Here is a 15,218-nt window from a genome sequence, read left to right as displayed (position 1 = left end):
AACGAATAAGCTTAGATCTATATGGCGAAGATAGTACTCTCCCTGGGAGGTTCGATACTGGTGCCTTCCCTTGAATCCCATACCGTATCCGAGTATGTGGCAGCGCTTACCGAGATGGCAACCCGGGCACAGGTCTTCGTCGTGGTCGGCGGCGGGGGTGAGGCGCGCCGTTACATCAGGGCCGCCCGTTCTCTCGGGATCAGCGAGGCTTCCTCCGACGAGATCGGGATCATGGTCACCAGGATCAACGCCACGCTTTTGATGCTCGCCCTCGGCGATGCCGCCTATCCGGCGATCGCCACCTCGTACCGGCAGGCGCGGGAGTTCGGCGAGTCAGGCAAGATCGTCGTGATGGGCGGGGTCACCCCCGGGCAGACGACCGACGCCGTCTCGGCCGTGCTCGCTGAGACCGTCGGGGCCGACGTGATCATCAACGGCACCTCGGTCGACGCCATCTACAGCGCCGACCCGAAGGTCGAGAAGGACGCCCGTCGCTACGACCATCTCACCCCGGCCGAACTCCTCGGCATCATCTCGTCGGCCCGCCTCGACGCCGGGTCCAACACGGTCATCGACATCGTGGCCGCCAAGGTCATCGAGCGCAGCGGCATCCCGCTCGCGGTCATCGACGGCAGAAACCCGAGGAATCTGGTTGTGGCGGTCTGCGAGGGGAAGTTCGAGGGCACCATCGTCAGCGAGGGCGCCTGCAGCCCGTTCCCCCTGTGAGATCGCGCAAGCGTTGGACGATCCCGCCCTGGAGGGCGGGTCATTTTTGTTTTTTTCTGTTTTTGTTGGGGTCTGTAGAACCCGGCATGTTGTGGGTTTTTGTGGTGTGCGTGGATCCGTGCTCCTCCCTCGGAACCGGATACCCGGTGGGACCCTCGCCGGGACCCGTGCCCGATTGCCGCCCCCTCTTCACTGGATCTGGCCTGTCGTCTCGCGAGAGGATAGGGGGGACGGCACGGCGCGGGGTTCTCCCGCTGAAAAAAGATCGTCGCTCTCCCGTCCGGGTTCTATCTCCAGGGTCATGACAGCGGGACGGCGTGATGATCAGAATATGCCGTCTTTGATCAATGAATCTGTTCTGCCTTCTCGCGAGAAGATAGGGCAGTGGACGGCACCACGTGCGATCTCTCTGAAAAAAGATCGTCGCTCTCCCGTCCGGGTTCTATCTCAGGGGTCACGACAACGGGACGGCGTGATGATCTGAATGTGCCGCCCCCTATCACGGGATCTTTTCTAACGTCTCGCGAGAGGGGAGAACAGGGGACGGCACGGATGCGTGATGCTGCTGAGAAGGGATCGTCACTCTCCCGTCCGGGTTCTATCTCCGGGGTCATGACAGCGGAACGGCGTGGTGATCTGAATGTGCCGTCCACTATCACGAGATCTTTTCTAACGTCTCGCGAGAGGATAGGCGGGGGACGGCACGGCGCGGCGTGCTCCTGCTGAAAAAAGATCGTCACTCTCCCGTCAGGATTTTATCTCCGGGTTCATGACAACGGAACGGCGTGGTGATCTGAATGTGCCGTCCTCCTGTCACTGAATATTTTCTGTTCTTTCGCGAGAAGATAGGGCGGGAGACGGCACAGCGCGGCGTGCTCCTGCTGAAAAAAGATCGTCACTCTCCTGTTCAGGGTCTATCTTCGGGGTCACGAAAACCGGGCCGCATGATGATCAGACCATGCCGCCCCCCCGTCACTGAATCTTTTCTGATATTTCGCGAGAAGATAGGGCGGAGGGCGGCACGGATGTCTGATCTCGCCGAAAAGAGATCAGCCATCTTCCCGTCCCGATTCTATCTCATGGGCCATAAAAACAGGACGGCGTGACGATCAGAACACGCCGTCCTCATCACTGAATCTTTCCTGCCGTCTCGCGTGAGGATCGCCGGGGAACGACGACGAGGCGATGTTCCCCCGGTGCCGCGTCATCTCCACACCGGGTTGCCGTGGCCTATCCCCGCCGCAAGATAATTATTTTAGCCTGGAAGACCGATATAGTGGTTCAAGCACGGGGTAGTAGGGTAGCCTGGTCCATCCTAGAGCGTTTGGGACGCTTTGACGGCAGTTCGAATCTGCCCTACCCCACTTTTCTTATGATGGACAGAAAATCCGCCTGCGCCATCTATCAGGCACTCAACGCCAGATATCCTCGCATCATCGAAGGCGGGATCAGTTACGGCGGTCCCTTCGAGGTGCTGGTGCTCACCATCCTCTCCGCACAGACCACCGACCGCACCGTCGCGGCGGTCGGGCCACTCCTGTTCTCCAGGTACCCAACGCCGGGTGCGCTTGCCGCCGCCGATCCCGACGAGGTGGAGGAGATCATCCGTCCGACCGGGTTCTACCGGGTCAAGGCGCGGCATATCATCGGGGCCGCCAGGATGATCGTGGACGAGTGCGGCGGGGAGGTGCCCCGCACCCTCCAGGGCCTGACCCGCCTCCCCGGTGTCGGGCGCAAGACCGCAAACATCGTCCTCTCCAATGCCTGCGGCACCGACGAGGGGATCGCCGTCGACACCCATGTGCGGCGGATCAGCAGACTGCTCGGCCTCACCGACGAGACCGACCCGGAAAAGGTGGAACGAGACCTGACCGCGACCTTCCCGCGGGAGGTCTGGGGCGATATCAACGCCTTCCTGGTCCAACACGGGCGGGCGATCTGCATCGCCCGCCGGCCCAGGTGCGAGGAGTGTATGCTCACGCCCTGGTGCCGATATTTTAGAGAAGAGGTTCAGGGGAGCAGGGGTGCGAAGACCAGATAGCACCCCCAGGCCACCGCCGCCGAGGCCGGGACGGTCATGACCCACGCGGCGACGATGTCCCGCACAATCCCCCACTTTACCGCAGAATACCCTTTTGTCGCACCGACACCCATGATCGACCCGCTCATCGCGTGCGTGGTCGAGACCGGCACACCGAAGGCGGTCACCACCGAGAGGACGGTACCCCCCGCTGCCGAGGCGCAGAAGCCCTGGTACGGCTGCATCTTGGTGATCTTGTTGGCCATCATGTCCACGACCCGCCACCCGCCAAGAAGGGTGCCGAGCGAGATCGCGGTGCATGAGAGAAGGATGACCCAGACCGGCACCTCGAACTCGGTCAGGAACCCGGCGGCCACCAGCATCGCCGTGATGATCCCCATCGCGTTCTGCGCGTCATTGCTCCCGTGCCCGATCGCCTGGAAGGCAGCGGCCACGATCTGGAGTTTTTTGAAGGCATGGTCCAGAATCGGCGACTGCGATCTCGCAAACCGCCTGATGATGATGATCCCGAAGAGGTAGGCGACCATGAACCCGAGCATCGGGGAGACGACCATGAAGACCACCACCGCCAGGACCCCTGAGAGCGGGAGGAGGCCGGCGCCCACCATGATCGGAATGAGCACGGCAACTCCCGAGAGGGCGCCGAGTCCCAGGTACCGGTCCCATGCCTCGTCGAAGTGGGTGGCAAGATAGACCGCCACCGCCATCCCCCCGACGGCCCCGATGACGAGCATCACCAGAAGTTTGAGGACAAGCATCTCCGAAGGCCAGAGGATGGCGCTGATTCCGCAACAGGCGGTCGCGGCCCCGAGCAGTCCGCCGATCAAAGCGTGGCTGCTTGAGACCGGGATGCCAAAATACGAGCAGAAAAAGACCCATATCACCGCGCCGACCATGGCCATCAGGATGATCTGGGGGTTGAGCAGGATCGGGTCGACGATGCCGCGCCCGATCGTCTGGGCGATCGCCGTCGTGAAAAGAAGGGGGCCGACCAGGTTGAAGAACGATGCAAGCAGGACGGCCTTGAAGGGAGAGAGCACCTTGGTGGCCACGACCGTTGCGATCGAGTTTGCGGCATCGTTGAGCCCGTTGACGAAGTTGAAGAGGAGCGCCAGGACGATGCCGAGGATGATGACGATTTCCATGCTCCTCACGAGTGCCTGATCGCGATGTCCGAGAGGACATTTGCCACGTCTTCGCACTTGTCGGTGGCTTCCTCAAGGTTCTCGTAGATGTCCTTGAGTTTGATGATGGTGATCGCGTCGTTGGTGGAGAAGAGGTTCTTGATAGCGTCTGCAAGGACCGCATCGGCAAGGTTTTCAAGCCGGTTGATCTCGATGCAGTGTTTCTCGACGGCCCTGGGATCGTCCATCGTCCTGATCAGCCGTACAGCCGTCTGGATCTCCTGCGTGGAGAGGTAGATGAGCCGGGCAAGTTCTCTCATCAGGTCGTCGGTCTCGGTGACGCCGTAGCCGTACATCTGCTGTGTCGTGCCATCGATGTAGTCCAGAACGTCGTCGAGCGCAGTGGCGAGCCTGGAGATCTCCTCGGGCTCGAGGGGCGTGATGAAGGTAAGGTTGAGCTGCTCGTAGACCTCGTGAGCGATCTCGTCGCCCTTGTGTTCGATCTCTTTGATCTTGTGGCACTGATTTTTAACGTCCACATAATCATTGACGAGGGCGTGAAGGAGCATAGCACCCTCGTTAACCGTATCTGCCTGCTTTTCGAACAAGTCAAAAAAAACCTTGTCTTGCGGCACGATCCACTCTTTAAGACCCATTGCACCCAAGTGTTATCGGTTCTCACTGGACAAAAACCATTCCATCTTGCGGGAAGCGCCGGCCGTGGCGACACTTCTTGCCTATTTTTATTCCCGGTGTCTCTGTTGCTGGCCGTATGGTCCGTTTCATGGCGTTCAGATCACGTCGCGCCGGAATTTTCACGAAATTATATATATATGCTGAAGGCCGAGGATGACCGTCTCGTCGGGAGCGGGTGTGCTGATTGCGTGCCTGCTCTCCGGGATTCATGGGGGGATGAAGAATGAGAAGATTGTTGGTTCTTCTGATCGCAGCCGTACTGAGTGTCGGTGCCGTCGGCCTGGCCTCGGCGGTGAATGAGTCCGAGAATGTCACCGCGCCGGAAGACGGGATCGAGGCCGAACCGATTGCCGAGCCGGAGAATGGTAATGAGTCGGAAAATGTAACGCCGCCGATACCTGCATTCAGCTTTGCCCGACTTTCGAGCAGCATCACGCAGCAGCCCAACAGCACGGCCCCGGTCCCGGTCGTGATGGACCAGACCGATGCGGCGTTCGGGGTCATGCTTGATGAGGAGAATATCACGGTTGAGAACGACGGGGTGTACTTCGTCGTCTTCACGCCGCAGGTGGGCATGCTGAATGCCACCGAGAATGTGACCGAACCTGCCTATGTCGACTTCTGGCTCACGGTCAACGGGGTGGACATCCCGAACAGCAATATCCGCTGGCAGTCGACGAAAGAGGACGAAGGCCATAGGACCGTGATCGTCGGCCAGATGGTCGTCATGCTCCAGGCGGAGGATGTGCTCAATCTCAGGATGGCGGTCTCCGACCCTGAGGCCGGCATCGGTATCGAGGCGGTCCAGCCTGAGGAAGAACCGCTGGTGCCGAGTATCAGTCTCTCGATCTTCGGGTTTGGCCAGTAGGCCGGATCCTGCGCTCTTCTTTTTTGAGTGTCCGGGTGGTCGGAGGGTACATTGGGGTCTGCACAGACAGAAAACACCTGATCAAGACGTCGCAAAACAGTGATGGACCGAGCGGGAATTGAACCCGCGGCCTCTTCCATGCCAAGGAAGCGATCTTCCCCTGATCTATCGGCCCGATGCTACCCTATACTATTGATCGTGATCCCATAATAAAGATTGGGGCCGGCCGCTCCCCGAACCCTCCCTCGTGAGGTCCAGGAGTCGGGAGGGCTCCTGATCCCGCGCATCATCCCGGTTCGGACGCGCCACAAAGGCGCCCTCCCTGACACCGGGGGCGAAGAACGCCACCGCGACTCCCGACCATACCTTCAATTGCGCTCAATGAAAATCTCTAACGATGTCAATCCCCGGCCCGTTTCAGGGGCATCCTACGGCTGATGAGAGGGAGCCCGCTCACGAGATCGGTGCAGGAGGCGGGGGCTATCGAAGGCTGAACCGGAAGTGCATGGTCTCGATGTACATCGGGTACGCCATATCATACGCCGTACTCCTGGTGGGCTACCTCCTCCTGAAGACCTTCTCGCAGGAATTCCTGGGTCAGTTCTACGATCTCGTTCAATACGCCGGGCTGGTGGTCCTGGCGGTCGCCCTGGTCTATATCGTGGCGGCCCCGCCGGTCTACTACGCCCGGTACAGATACCAGATCACGGCGGACAAGGTGGATGTCCGCTACGGAATCCTGGTGATACGGCACATCCTGGTACCGATCGAACGGGTGCACCAGGTGGAAGTCTCCAGGGGCCCGATCAACACCATGCTCGGGCTCGGGGATGTCACCATCACCACCGCAGGCGGAGATGCGACCATCGAATACCTGGAGATCGAGGAGGCGGAGAAGGTCGCGGACCGGCTCAACACCCTGATGGGCCGGATGCTCCAGGGCCGGATCGCAGGGGCGAGTGAAGAGGGGAACTGAATATGGGCGGCGATAAAGTCAGGTGCCACCCGAGTGTCATCTTGGAAAATTCGGTCAGGTCGTTCATCTCGGTCGTGGTGCTGCTGATCTTCCTCGGTGCATGGATCGATCTCTCCGCGCTCCCGGCCATGCTCGCGCTCGCTCCGGTCGCACTCCTGCTCTTCTACTACCGGCAGTGGAAGAGAACGACCATCCGGTTCAACGAGACCGATGTCGTGGTCGAGAGGGACACCCTCTTTCAGATGAAAAAGACCCTCCCCTACGCGAAGATGGCATCGGTCAACGTGAACCGCGACGTACCGAACAGGCTCTTCGGGACATCGAAGGTGCTGATCAATATCAACTCGGGGACCAGCGCCATGGCACCGGAAGCGGTCCTGACGTTCAGGCAGGACGTGGCGGAGAGGATACGCTCCGAGATGTCGCAACGTCTCTATGACCATGCGATCTCCCGGGACGAGGAGGAGACGATCGAGTCCCTGGCAACGTTCACCCCGCTGGACGTGATCATCCACGGTCTGTTCAGCGTTTCGACTTACCAGACCGTACTGGGCTCGATGTTCCTGGCCTACTCGGTCTTCGTACTCTCCCTCTCGATGGTTGCGGGGGCCGGGGTGGGGGCCGGAGCGATGGTCTCACTCTTGATGTTTGTCACAATCCAGATCATACCATCGATCTCGCTGATGCTCAGGTACTATGACTACAAGGTCTACCGCCGGGGCGACACGATCTATCTGCAGCACGGTATGATCAGGACCTACCGGACATCGTTCAACGTCTCGCGGATCAATGCCGTCCGCGTCAAGCGCACGCTCGCGGCCAGGCTTCTGGGGCGCTCGTGCATCGAGGCTGAGGTGGTGGGGCTGGTCTCGGAAGATGGCGAGGGTTCGCGCCCTGTCCTCTGCCTGCTCAAAGACGATGCAACCCAGCGGAGACTCCTCGAGGAGCTGGTACCGGAGTTCGTCTACGAACGCGATCCCGAGACACAGCCGGAAGGCGCAAAGCGCGTGCTCATGATCAGGGCGGCCGTAGCGTCCCTGGTGGTTGCCGCGGTGATGGTCGTCCCTTCGCTCTACGTCTTCCGCGAGGCTGCCGCCCTGACCGGGATCACCGGCATCCCGGCCGTGGTCGTGCAGTACGTGCTGCCCCTGGGTACGGCGCTGGCGGTCCTCGCGATTGTCTATGCTGCGCACGTCTCCTACAGGGTCACGGAGTTCGACGCCGGTGAAGACCTCTTCACGTTCGTGAACGGCGCCGTCGACCGCGAGACCGTGGTCATGAACTACGATAAGGTGCAGATGGTCTGGATCGCGGAGGGCCCGGTCGCCAGGGTGTTCGGGGTCTCCAGGGGAAGCGTGTATATGCTCTCCTCGACCGGGAGTTCGAGCATCATGTCAGGGTATTTCCCCGAGAGTCACCTCAACAGGATCAACGAGATCGTGATGGGCCGTATCGCCGGTGGGCGGTACGATTACCGCCTGAACAGTATCTGATCCTCGCCCGTTGCAGGGCCGTCACCGCCATCTCGCGACGGGGGGTGAGTGCCCCCCGCCCTATCCTCTCGCGAGACAGCAGAACAGGTTCGGTGATGGCGGGACGGCATCCTTTGATCACCATGCCGTCCCATCGTCATGACCCCGAAGATAAAGCTGGGATGGGAATGGGGCGATCTATTCTCGTCGGGATCACGCGTGATGCCGTCCCCCGTCCTATCTTCTCGCGAAATCGCGGAACAGATCTGGTGATAAGGGACGGCATCCTCTGATCACCATGCCGTCCCATCGTCATGACCCCGAAGATAAAGCTGGGATGCGAATGGGGCGATCTATTCTCGTCGGGATCACGCGTGATGCCGTCCCCCGTCCTATCCTCTCGCGAAATCGCGGAACAGATCTGGTGATGAGGGACGGCCCATTCTGATCACCACATCTTCACCATCGGCATGACCCCGAAGATAGGAACGCCCGACCGCTTCCGTCACAGACATACAGCAGTTATGAACGCCGCCCCATGCCGTCCCGCCGGAGAAGAGAACAATCACAGGCTCTGTAGAATTTGGCATGGGGCGAGCGCGCGCCTCAAGCATACGGGATGAAAATTTCTCGTCGCTTGCTCTCTCTTTTCAAGACCGGAGAATTGGTGGAGACCTCAATCCATCGCCGCCCCTCGGCTATCTTCTCGCGAGACGGCAGGAAAGATCGTGCGATGAGGGCGGCACGCCTGATCGTTCTGAGGGTGGTTTTGTTCTCCGTATATCGGGTATGAGGGAAATTGATGTCTTCGAATTCTCATCCATAACTCCAGAATTGAACGTCTGGATCATTTTCATGGTAAATCATCTTGATGGTTCTCTTCGACGGGGGTTGAGGTGATGAAAAGAGGATGTTTTCTACAGAGCCCAATCACGAAGATTTTTCCAGAGCCGTATCAGCGCATTCTCAAAAAAATCATGCGCCTGAAAAAAATTCAAAAACGAGTGGACCGAGCGGGAATTGAACCCGCGGCCTCTTCCATGCCAAGGAAGCGATCTTCCCCTGATCTATCGGCCCGGTGCTACCCTATACTATTGAATGCCATCAGATAAATGGATTTGGGCCGGGATACTCCGCAGGTCATGCTGATCCTGCGATCCCGGCAAGATATGCGAGGACGCGCGCCCTTGCCGCCGCGGTCTCCGCAGCCATTGTTATCGTCCCGTCCCGTATCGCCGGGACCAGGAGCGGTTCGGCCCCTGCAGGGGCGGGCGCGGCACGAGGGAGGAGTTTCCGCCCGCCGTCAGGGAGGGCATAGACCTGCTTGACCCCGCTCCACTTGCCGCGCTTGGCGACGCCCCGCCCCTCAACCTCGACGATGTCCAGGGAGAAGTCGATGACCGGAGCATTGGCGATCGATCCGCCGACGCCGAATGCCTCGACGATATCCCGGTAGGCGAGGATGTCATCCCTGGTGATCCCGCCGGAGAGGAAGATCTCGATGTCCTCGTGGCCGTGGCTGTCGAGTTCCCAGCGCACCTCCTCCAGAATGGAACGCATGTCTCCCCGGCGCGAGCGCGGGGTGTCCAGGCGCACGCCCTTCGTGAACCCGAGTTCGGCCGCCTTGAGACACTCCTCCTTCTCGTCGCCGAAGGTGTCGCAGAGCATCAGGCGCGGCACCCCGGGAGCGGCGTAGCGGTCGAAGGCCGTCCATGCCTCCTCCGGGCTCTCATGACACATCACAAAGGCGTGGGGCATCGTCCCGACGACCGGCATCCCCTCCGGGGCGGTGGTGTTCGAGACGCCGTCCACGCCTCCGATCCAGGCAGATCGCTCGATCATCGGGGCGATCGCCGGGTGCTGCCGTCTCGAACCGAAGGAGTAGATCTTCCGCTCGCCTGCCGCCTGCTTGATGTGGGCGGCGGCGGTGGCGATCCCTGAGGCATGGCAGAGAAAACCGAGGAGTGCGGTCTCGAAGATACCAAAGTCACGGTACCGTCCCGTGATCCTGAGCACCGGCTCTCTCGAGTGAAAGACGCGCCCCTCAGGCATAGCGTCGACGTCCACCGGCAGGCCGGAGAGGAGGGTGAGGACGTCGTCAAGCCCGCAGAAGATCCCCCATTTGTAGGGCATACCCGCGGTCGTCACCTCTGCCGTGACCATGGGGTTTCTTCCCTCTTTCTCGAGCACCTCTTCGCAGCGCGCAAAATAGATGTCCGTGCACCCGCCGCGCCCGATCGTCTCGTCGTCTACAATATGAAACCGGCTCATGTGAATCCCGACTCTGCGATATGAGACTGCAGAGGGTAAAAAGGGGTGGTCCCGGTTTTGTAGAATCAGGCATGAAGCGAAAGCACGCTTCAAGCATACCGGATGAAAATATCATCCCAGAACTGGATCGATTCATGATCCTCATCCGTGCGTTCGAGGAGTGAATCGAAGTCGAGCATCATGCCGCCCCACCCCGCTATCTTCGTCGTGGGGGGGGGCCGGGGGATTTCCCCCCGGCGCGAGATGGCAGGGAAATCTCGACGATTGGGGGCGGCCGACCCATCAGAAGAATTATCTATACTCTTCGTATTGGCTTCAACCGGATATGGCGAGTTCAAACGCTCATGCAAACCTGAAGAGAGGATCGTCAGGATCATTTTCAGAGTAACCAGGCACGAACCCCTGGCTCCAGCATACACGATGAACATTTCCTGAGCAGCGCTTCAGCGTGTAGGCGGAGAGGAGATCGTGAAAAGCGTGGATATGCCCTGGTGAAATCTCCTGTCATGGTGACCCGCTGATCCCCTGCCTTCCGCTCCCCCAGCACCGACGCGCTGCCGGCGTCAAGGAGATCATTTTTATGTACTGCGTCCGGTAATGACTCCTGACCCTTGCGGGCAGATCGCCCGAGAGGGAGCATGGAGGAGAGCATTATGGTCGGGATCACACACAATAAGATCGACCCCAGCGCCCCGATGCGAGCATCGAGCGCCGCGCTGGCGGGTTCGGTCGTCACCTATGTCGGCCGGGTGCGGGCCGAGGAGGGCGCCACCGGGCTTTCGATCGAGGCGGATGTCCAGCAGGCAACCGATACGCTGGCATCGATCAGGGACGAGGCGGTCAGGCGTTTCGGGCTGAGCTGTGCCCATGTCGTGCACCGCGTCGGCGAGGTCAGTGTCGGAGACGTCGTCCTTCTGGTGGCCGCGGGTGCACCTGAGAGGGACGTGGCCTTTGAGGCGTGCGAGTACATCGTCAATGCCGTCAAGGAGGAGAAAGTCGTCAGGAAACAACCCATGCTCGCGGCCTGAGCACCGAGAGGGGTGTCGGGTCCACCTTGAACCACCATTTTTCCCCTGCGTAAGAGAAGGAGAGAACTTTTAAACGGGTACCGCACCACCCGGACGCATGCCCTACACCCTCAGCCTCATCACGGTCGAGAAGAAGGAAGAACTGGCCGAACGGTATGCCGATCTGATCGACCATGAGGTGAAGTCGGAGGTCTTCGGGTGCTGCATCAAACTTCTCACCGACGATAAAGAGACGAAGGAGCGGTGGGAGGAGAACTTCTACTTCATCTCCCAGAACATCCGGTCCCACGGCCGCCTCTACCATCTCGGGGATCCCGCGCTCCCGCGAGACACCCTGTACTACGACCCGCAGTCCAGGACCGCCTTTCTCATCAATGTCGCCTATTATGGTCTGGTCAAGTCCCTCGCCCTCTCGGTCGCAGGAGATGTCCTGGAAGAGGAGCACGGAACCCACTCGGTCCACGGTGCCTGCATCGATGCCGACGGCCGGGGCACCGCGGTCCTCGGCGAGTCGGGGGCGGGCAAGACCACCCAGACCTACGGCCTCCTTCTGGACGGGCGGATCCGGGTGGTCTCGGACGACTGGTTCTTTGCCCGGGTCTACGGGAGCGATGTCTTCGCCTATGGTTCGGAGAAGAACTTCTATATCAGGGCCGACCTGGCCGGGGCATGGCCGGCGTTCGCCGACCTTGTCGGCCAGGCCGACCTCGACGCCGAGGAGCGGGCGGTGGTCGACCTCCGCTCGGTGGTGGGGAAGGGGCGGGTTCTTCCGATGACCACGTTGAGGACGGTGATCTTTCTCAGGCGCCATGAAGGGGGTCCGGTACGGTGCGTACCCCTCGAACCTGATGAGGCCCTCGAGGCGGCATCGGCCGCCGGGTACTTCAATCCTCATCTCCTCGTCAGGACACCCTTCAGGGAAGGGATACGCCGTCGCTTCTTCGCCGCACTCCTCGGGGCGACCAGGGTCTTCGAGGTCACGGCCGGGCCGACGCCTGCCGAGACGCAGGAGGTGTTGCGGGAGATCGTTATGGGGGAGCGGCGGAATTGAGAGATCCGGCGGTGCAGAAAACCTCGTCTCTTCCCGGGGCGAGCGTGAGGGAAGGCACGTCGATCAGCCGGGCCGCCCCAACCGGAGGATCTTTTCTGGAATCTCGCGCCGGGGGGTTGCACCCCCGGACCCCCCACGGACGAAGATAGCCGGGGGCGGCGATTGAGTGATCCCCCTGTCGCGAGGGGCGGGATCCGCCCACACGCTGGAGCGCTGCTCAGAGCAATTTTCATCGGGCATGCTTGGACCCAAGGGTCATGCCTGATTCTACAAAGCCAAAAATTCTGGTTTTAGAAAAAATCTCGATGGGGAGATGAGATGCCACTCCCCCGGCCAGGATTCACTCCACAGCCTTACTCAGACACCGATGCCTGGTGCCGCTCAAGCAACCCGGCGATCGCCTGCCGTGCGCCGTCCAGCACCTCGGCCTCGCCCGGCACGACGCCGTCCTGCATCAGGACGCGGCCGTCGCAGAGTACGGTGGTGACCGCGCCGCCGTTGCAGGCATAGACTGCGTTGGAGACCGCGTTATACAGCGGGGTGTTGCAGGCGGCCCGGCGATCGAGGAGGACCAGGTCGGCCGGAGCACCGACCTCAAGCCGTCCGCCCTTGAACCCGAGGGCCTCGGCGCCGTTTGCCGAGGCCATGGCAAGCGCCTCGCCTGCCGGGAGGATCGTCGGCGAGTGCCAGAAGAACTTCTGGAGGAGGGCGGCGAACTTCATCTCCTCGAACATGTCCAGGTTGTTGTTGGAGGAACATCCGTCGGTCCCGAGACAGAGCCCGGCACCCCGTTCCTTCAGCAACCCGTACGGCATCGCCCGGCCGACGGCGAGTTTCATGTTGCTTGTGGGATTGTGGGAGGCGAAAACGCCGCGGTCGCCAAGGAGAGCGCAGTCGTCCGAATCAAGCCAGCAGCAGTGGGCGGCGACGGTCCGCGGGGTGAGAAGCCCGCACCGGTCCAGGACTTGCGTGGGGCGCACCCCGGTCTTGGCGACGCAGTCGGTCACCTCCTGCTCGGTCTCGGCCAGGTGGACATGGATGCCGATGTTCTGCTGCCGGGAGAACTCGGCGCACCAGGAGAGTCCCTCCTCAGAGACCGTATAGACGGCGTGCGGCCCGACCGCCGCCTTGATCCCGGGATTGTTCATCGCCTGGATCGAAGAGACCAGCGCCTCGGTCGCCTTGATCTCTTTTTCCCGCTTCTCCTCGTCGAAGAGGTCGATGAAGCCGTACGCGAGCTGCGCCTTCATCCCCATCTTATCGACGGCCCTGGCCGCCTCGTCCATGAAGAAGTACATGTCGTTGAAACCGACCGTTCCCGACCGGATCATCTCAAGACATGCGAGCTGCGTCCCCCAGTAGACGTCCTCGCCGGTCAGATGCGCCTCAAGCGGCCAGATCTTCTCTGAGAGCCACGCCTGGAGGAGCATGTCGTCGGCGTACCCCCGCAGCAGGGTCATCGCCGCATGGGTGTGGGTGTTGTACAGCCCGGGCAGGGCGACCGCACCGCGACCCTCGATGACGACATCGGCCTCGCCGCCGGCTTCCTCGCCGATGGCCGCAAACCGTCCGCCTTCGACCTTGATGTTCACCCGTCTGCCCTGTACCTCGACGTCCTTTATCAGGACGTCCTCTCCATTGTATGATTCTTTCATCATCTTACTCCCCCAGTGCGTGCACGACCGCACCGACCAGGTCCTCGGTCCGCCTCGCATATTTCTTCGAGGTGGCGAGGATATGCTCGTAGGTGAGCACCTCGTCGGAGAGGCCGTTTGCATAATTGTCAACCGTACAGACGGCGGCGAACGGAATTTCGAGCTCGCGCGCAAGCGTCGCCTCGCTCGCCACCGTCATCCCGACGACGTCCGCGACCTTTGCCAGGGCCTGCACCTCAGAAATGGTCTCGATCCTGGGCCCCCGCGTCTGGACATAGATCCCCCCGACCTCGGCGGTGGGGATGGCCCCGGAGATCTGCCTGACCAGGTCCTGGTCCATGGCCGGCATCACATGCTCGATGGCATGGTTGTGGAAGGACGGGATATCGGTGAGGCTGAGATAGTCGGTCGGGAGCACCACCGTTCCGGGCTGGATGAGGGGCTTTAACGACCCGACCGACCCGAAAGCGACGACCCGGTCCACACCGCAGAGGGCGAGCGCCGCCATCTGGGCGCGGTAGTTGATCTGGTGGGGCGGACGGTCGGCCTGGTGCCTGAGCATCAGGGCGATCTCGCCGACATGCACCGAAGCCGGACCATAGGGGGTCCAGACCGTTTTTTCCTCCAGTGCCGGAAGGTCACAGTACAGGAGGCTGGTGCCGCCGATGATCCCGAGCATCAGCGGCTCCTCCTCTGCTCAGCAAGCGTGCCTGCCATCACGAAGAGTTGGATCTTCTGAGGGTTAAAATCCACGGCCCTGGATCGATTTCCGTGCTGCGGGCCGGTCGTCAACCCGGGCCCTCGAAAATCGAAGAATATTTTCATGGAGTTCATCCCAGAACTCTCCAGCCTTGATATGTTACGGGAAGGGCTCTGTAGAAAACATCCTCTTTTCATGAACCGAATCTATCGCCTTCCCTCATGCGTATGCCGGGGGCTCCGCCCCGAACCCCAATGATGAAGATTGGGGCGGAAGGCGGAGCAATGACCCTGAAAGGGGGGTTGCAGTCCGCCGCCTATCGCTCGCGCGGGGTTGGGAGGGCAGCCAACCCCCCGTCGAAGAGAACCATCACGATGATTTACCATGAAAATGATCCAGAATATCCTCTCTTCATGTTTGCATGAGAGTTTGAACTCTTTATATCACGTTGAAGCCGATACACAGAGGATAGAATATTCCTCTGATAGATTGGCCGCCCCAAATTGTCAAATCTTTCCCACAATCTCGCGCCGGGGGAAACCCCCGGACCCCCACGACGAAGATAGGTGGGGGCGGCGATGGAACACGATCGCCCCAGATTCTCCTGTCT

13 protein-coding genes and 3 tRNA genes are annotated in these 15,218 nt (G+C 60.8%); 8 read left to right on the top strand and 8 right to left on the bottom strand.

The annotated features are described in order from the left end of the window. Positions 1-21 precede the first annotated feature (21 nt). From pyrH to nth, 3 genes are all read left to right on the top strand, one after another. Entirely contained in the window at positions 22-726 is a 705-nt protein-coding gene (gene pyrH / locus E2N92_RS03830) for a UMP kinase (protein WP_220682372.1), read from the top strand. A 1,289-nt stretch (positions 727-2,015) separates the two neighbouring features. Continuing rightward, positions 2,016-2,090 (top strand) — tRNA-Pro (locus E2N92_RS03825). A gap of 11 nt (positions 2,091-2,101) precedes the next feature. Then, positions 2,102-2,767 carry an endonuclease III gene (gene nth / locus E2N92_RS03820; protein ID WP_220682371.1) on the top strand — a complete coding sequence of 222 codons (666 nt, stop codon included), beginning with the start codon at positions 2,102-2,104 and terminating at the stop codon, positions 2,765-2,767. Here the strand turns inward: nth and E2N92_RS03815 are convergent. Then, positions 2,737-3,912 (bottom strand): inorganic phosphate transporter, encoded by a 1,176-nt coding sequence (locus E2N92_RS03815; RefSeq protein WP_220682370.1) that lies wholly within the window; start codon positions 3,910-3,912, stop codon positions 2,737-2,739. The two genes, nth and E2N92_RS03815, sit on opposite strands and share 31 nt — an antisense overlap. 5 nt (positions 3,913-3,917) lie before the next feature. Next, positions 3,918-4,547: a DUF47 domain-containing protein gene (locus E2N92_RS03810; protein WP_220682369.1), complete on the bottom strand. Its 630-nt coding sequence runs from the start codon at positions 4,545-4,547 to the stop codon at positions 3,918-3,920. A gap of 263 nt (positions 4,548-4,810) precedes the next feature. On the opposite strand from E2N92_RS03810, the gene E2N92_RS03805 reads away from it, so the two are divergent. Further along, positions 4,811-5,455 carry a hypothetical protein gene (locus tag E2N92_RS03805; protein ID WP_220682368.1) on the top strand — a complete coding sequence of 215 codons (645 nt, stop codon included), beginning with the start codon at positions 4,811-4,813 and terminating at the stop codon, positions 5,453-5,455. A 103-nt stretch (positions 5,456-5,558) separates the two neighbouring features. On the opposite strand, the gene E2N92_RS03800 is transcribed toward E2N92_RS03805, so the two are convergent. Continuing rightward, positions 5,559-5,630: transfer RNA gene (locus tag E2N92_RS03800), tRNA-Ala, on the bottom strand. 330 nt (positions 5,631-5,960) lie between these two features. Here E2N92_RS03800 and E2N92_RS03795 point away from each other — a divergent pair. After that, positions 5,961-6,431, top strand: coding sequence for a PH domain-containing protein (locus E2N92_RS03795; RefSeq protein WP_246589302.1), 471 nt, complete (start codon positions 5,961-5,963; stop codon positions 6,429-6,431). Positions 6,432-6,433: 2 nt separating this feature from the next. Then, complete coding sequence (locus tag E2N92_RS03790) at positions 6,434-7,924, top strand: PH domain-containing protein (protein ID WP_220682366.1); 1,491 nt, start codon at positions 6,434-6,436, stop codon at positions 7,922-7,924. A gap of 984 nt (positions 7,925-8,908) precedes the next feature. On the opposite strand, the gene E2N92_RS03785 is transcribed toward E2N92_RS03790, so the two are convergent. The 3 genes from E2N92_RS03785 to E2N92_RS03775 all read right to left on the bottom strand — a co-directional run bounded on the left by E2N92_RS03785 (position 8,909) and on the right by E2N92_RS03775 (position 10,602). Beyond that, positions 8,909-8,980 (bottom strand) — tRNA-Ala (locus E2N92_RS03785). Between the two features lie 63 nt (positions 8,981-9,043). Then, positions 9,044-10,174, bottom strand: coding sequence for a nicotinate phosphoribosyltransferase (locus tag E2N92_RS03780; protein WP_220682365.1), 1,131 nt, complete (start codon positions 10,172-10,174; stop codon positions 9,044-9,046). 89 nt (positions 10,175-10,263) lie between these two features. Further along, positions 10,264-10,602: a hypothetical protein gene (locus tag E2N92_RS03775; protein ID WP_220682364.1), complete on the bottom strand. Its 339-nt coding sequence runs from the start codon at positions 10,600-10,602 to the stop codon at positions 10,264-10,266. A gap of 225 nt (positions 10,603-10,827) precedes the next feature. On the opposite strand from E2N92_RS03775, the gene E2N92_RS03770 reads away from it, so the two are divergent. Both E2N92_RS03770 and E2N92_RS03765 read left to right on the top strand, forming a co-directional pair. After that, the gene (locus E2N92_RS03770) at positions 10,828-11,202 is read left to right on the top strand and encodes a molybdenum cofactor biosynthesis protein MoaE (protein ID WP_220682363.1); all 375 of its coding nucleotides are present in this window, start codon (positions 10,828-10,830) and stop codon (positions 11,200-11,202) included. Between the two features lie 97 nt (positions 11,203-11,299). Further along, positions 11,300-12,253 carry an aldolase gene (locus tag E2N92_RS03765; protein WP_220682362.1) on the top strand — a complete coding sequence of 318 codons (954 nt, stop codon included), beginning with the start codon at positions 11,300-11,302 and terminating at the stop codon, positions 12,251-12,253. Positions 12,254-12,606: 353 nt separating this feature from the next. Here the strand turns inward: E2N92_RS03765 and E2N92_RS03760 are convergent, their stop codons facing one another. Together E2N92_RS03760 and E2N92_RS03755 are read right to left on the bottom strand one after the other, a co-directional pair. Continuing rightward, entirely contained in the window at positions 12,607-13,908 is a 1,302-nt protein-coding gene (locus E2N92_RS03760; protein ID WP_220682361.1) for an amidohydrolase family protein, read from the bottom strand. A 4-nt stretch (positions 13,909-13,912) separates the two neighbouring features. Beyond that, positions 13,913-14,587 (bottom strand): MTAP family purine nucleoside phosphorylase, encoded by a 675-nt coding sequence (locus tag E2N92_RS03755; RefSeq protein WP_220682360.1) that lies wholly within the window; start codon positions 14,585-14,587, stop codon positions 13,913-13,915. Positions 14,588-15,218 lie beyond the last annotated feature (631 nt).

Source organism: Methanofollis formosanus, assembly GCF_019633745.1.
GTDB lineage: Archaea > Halobacteriota > Methanomicrobia > Methanomicrobiales > Methanofollaceae > Methanofollis > Methanofollis formosanus.
The sequence above is the reverse complement of the archived record's forward strand: the minus strand, read 5'-3'. Positions and strand labels throughout refer to the sequence as shown.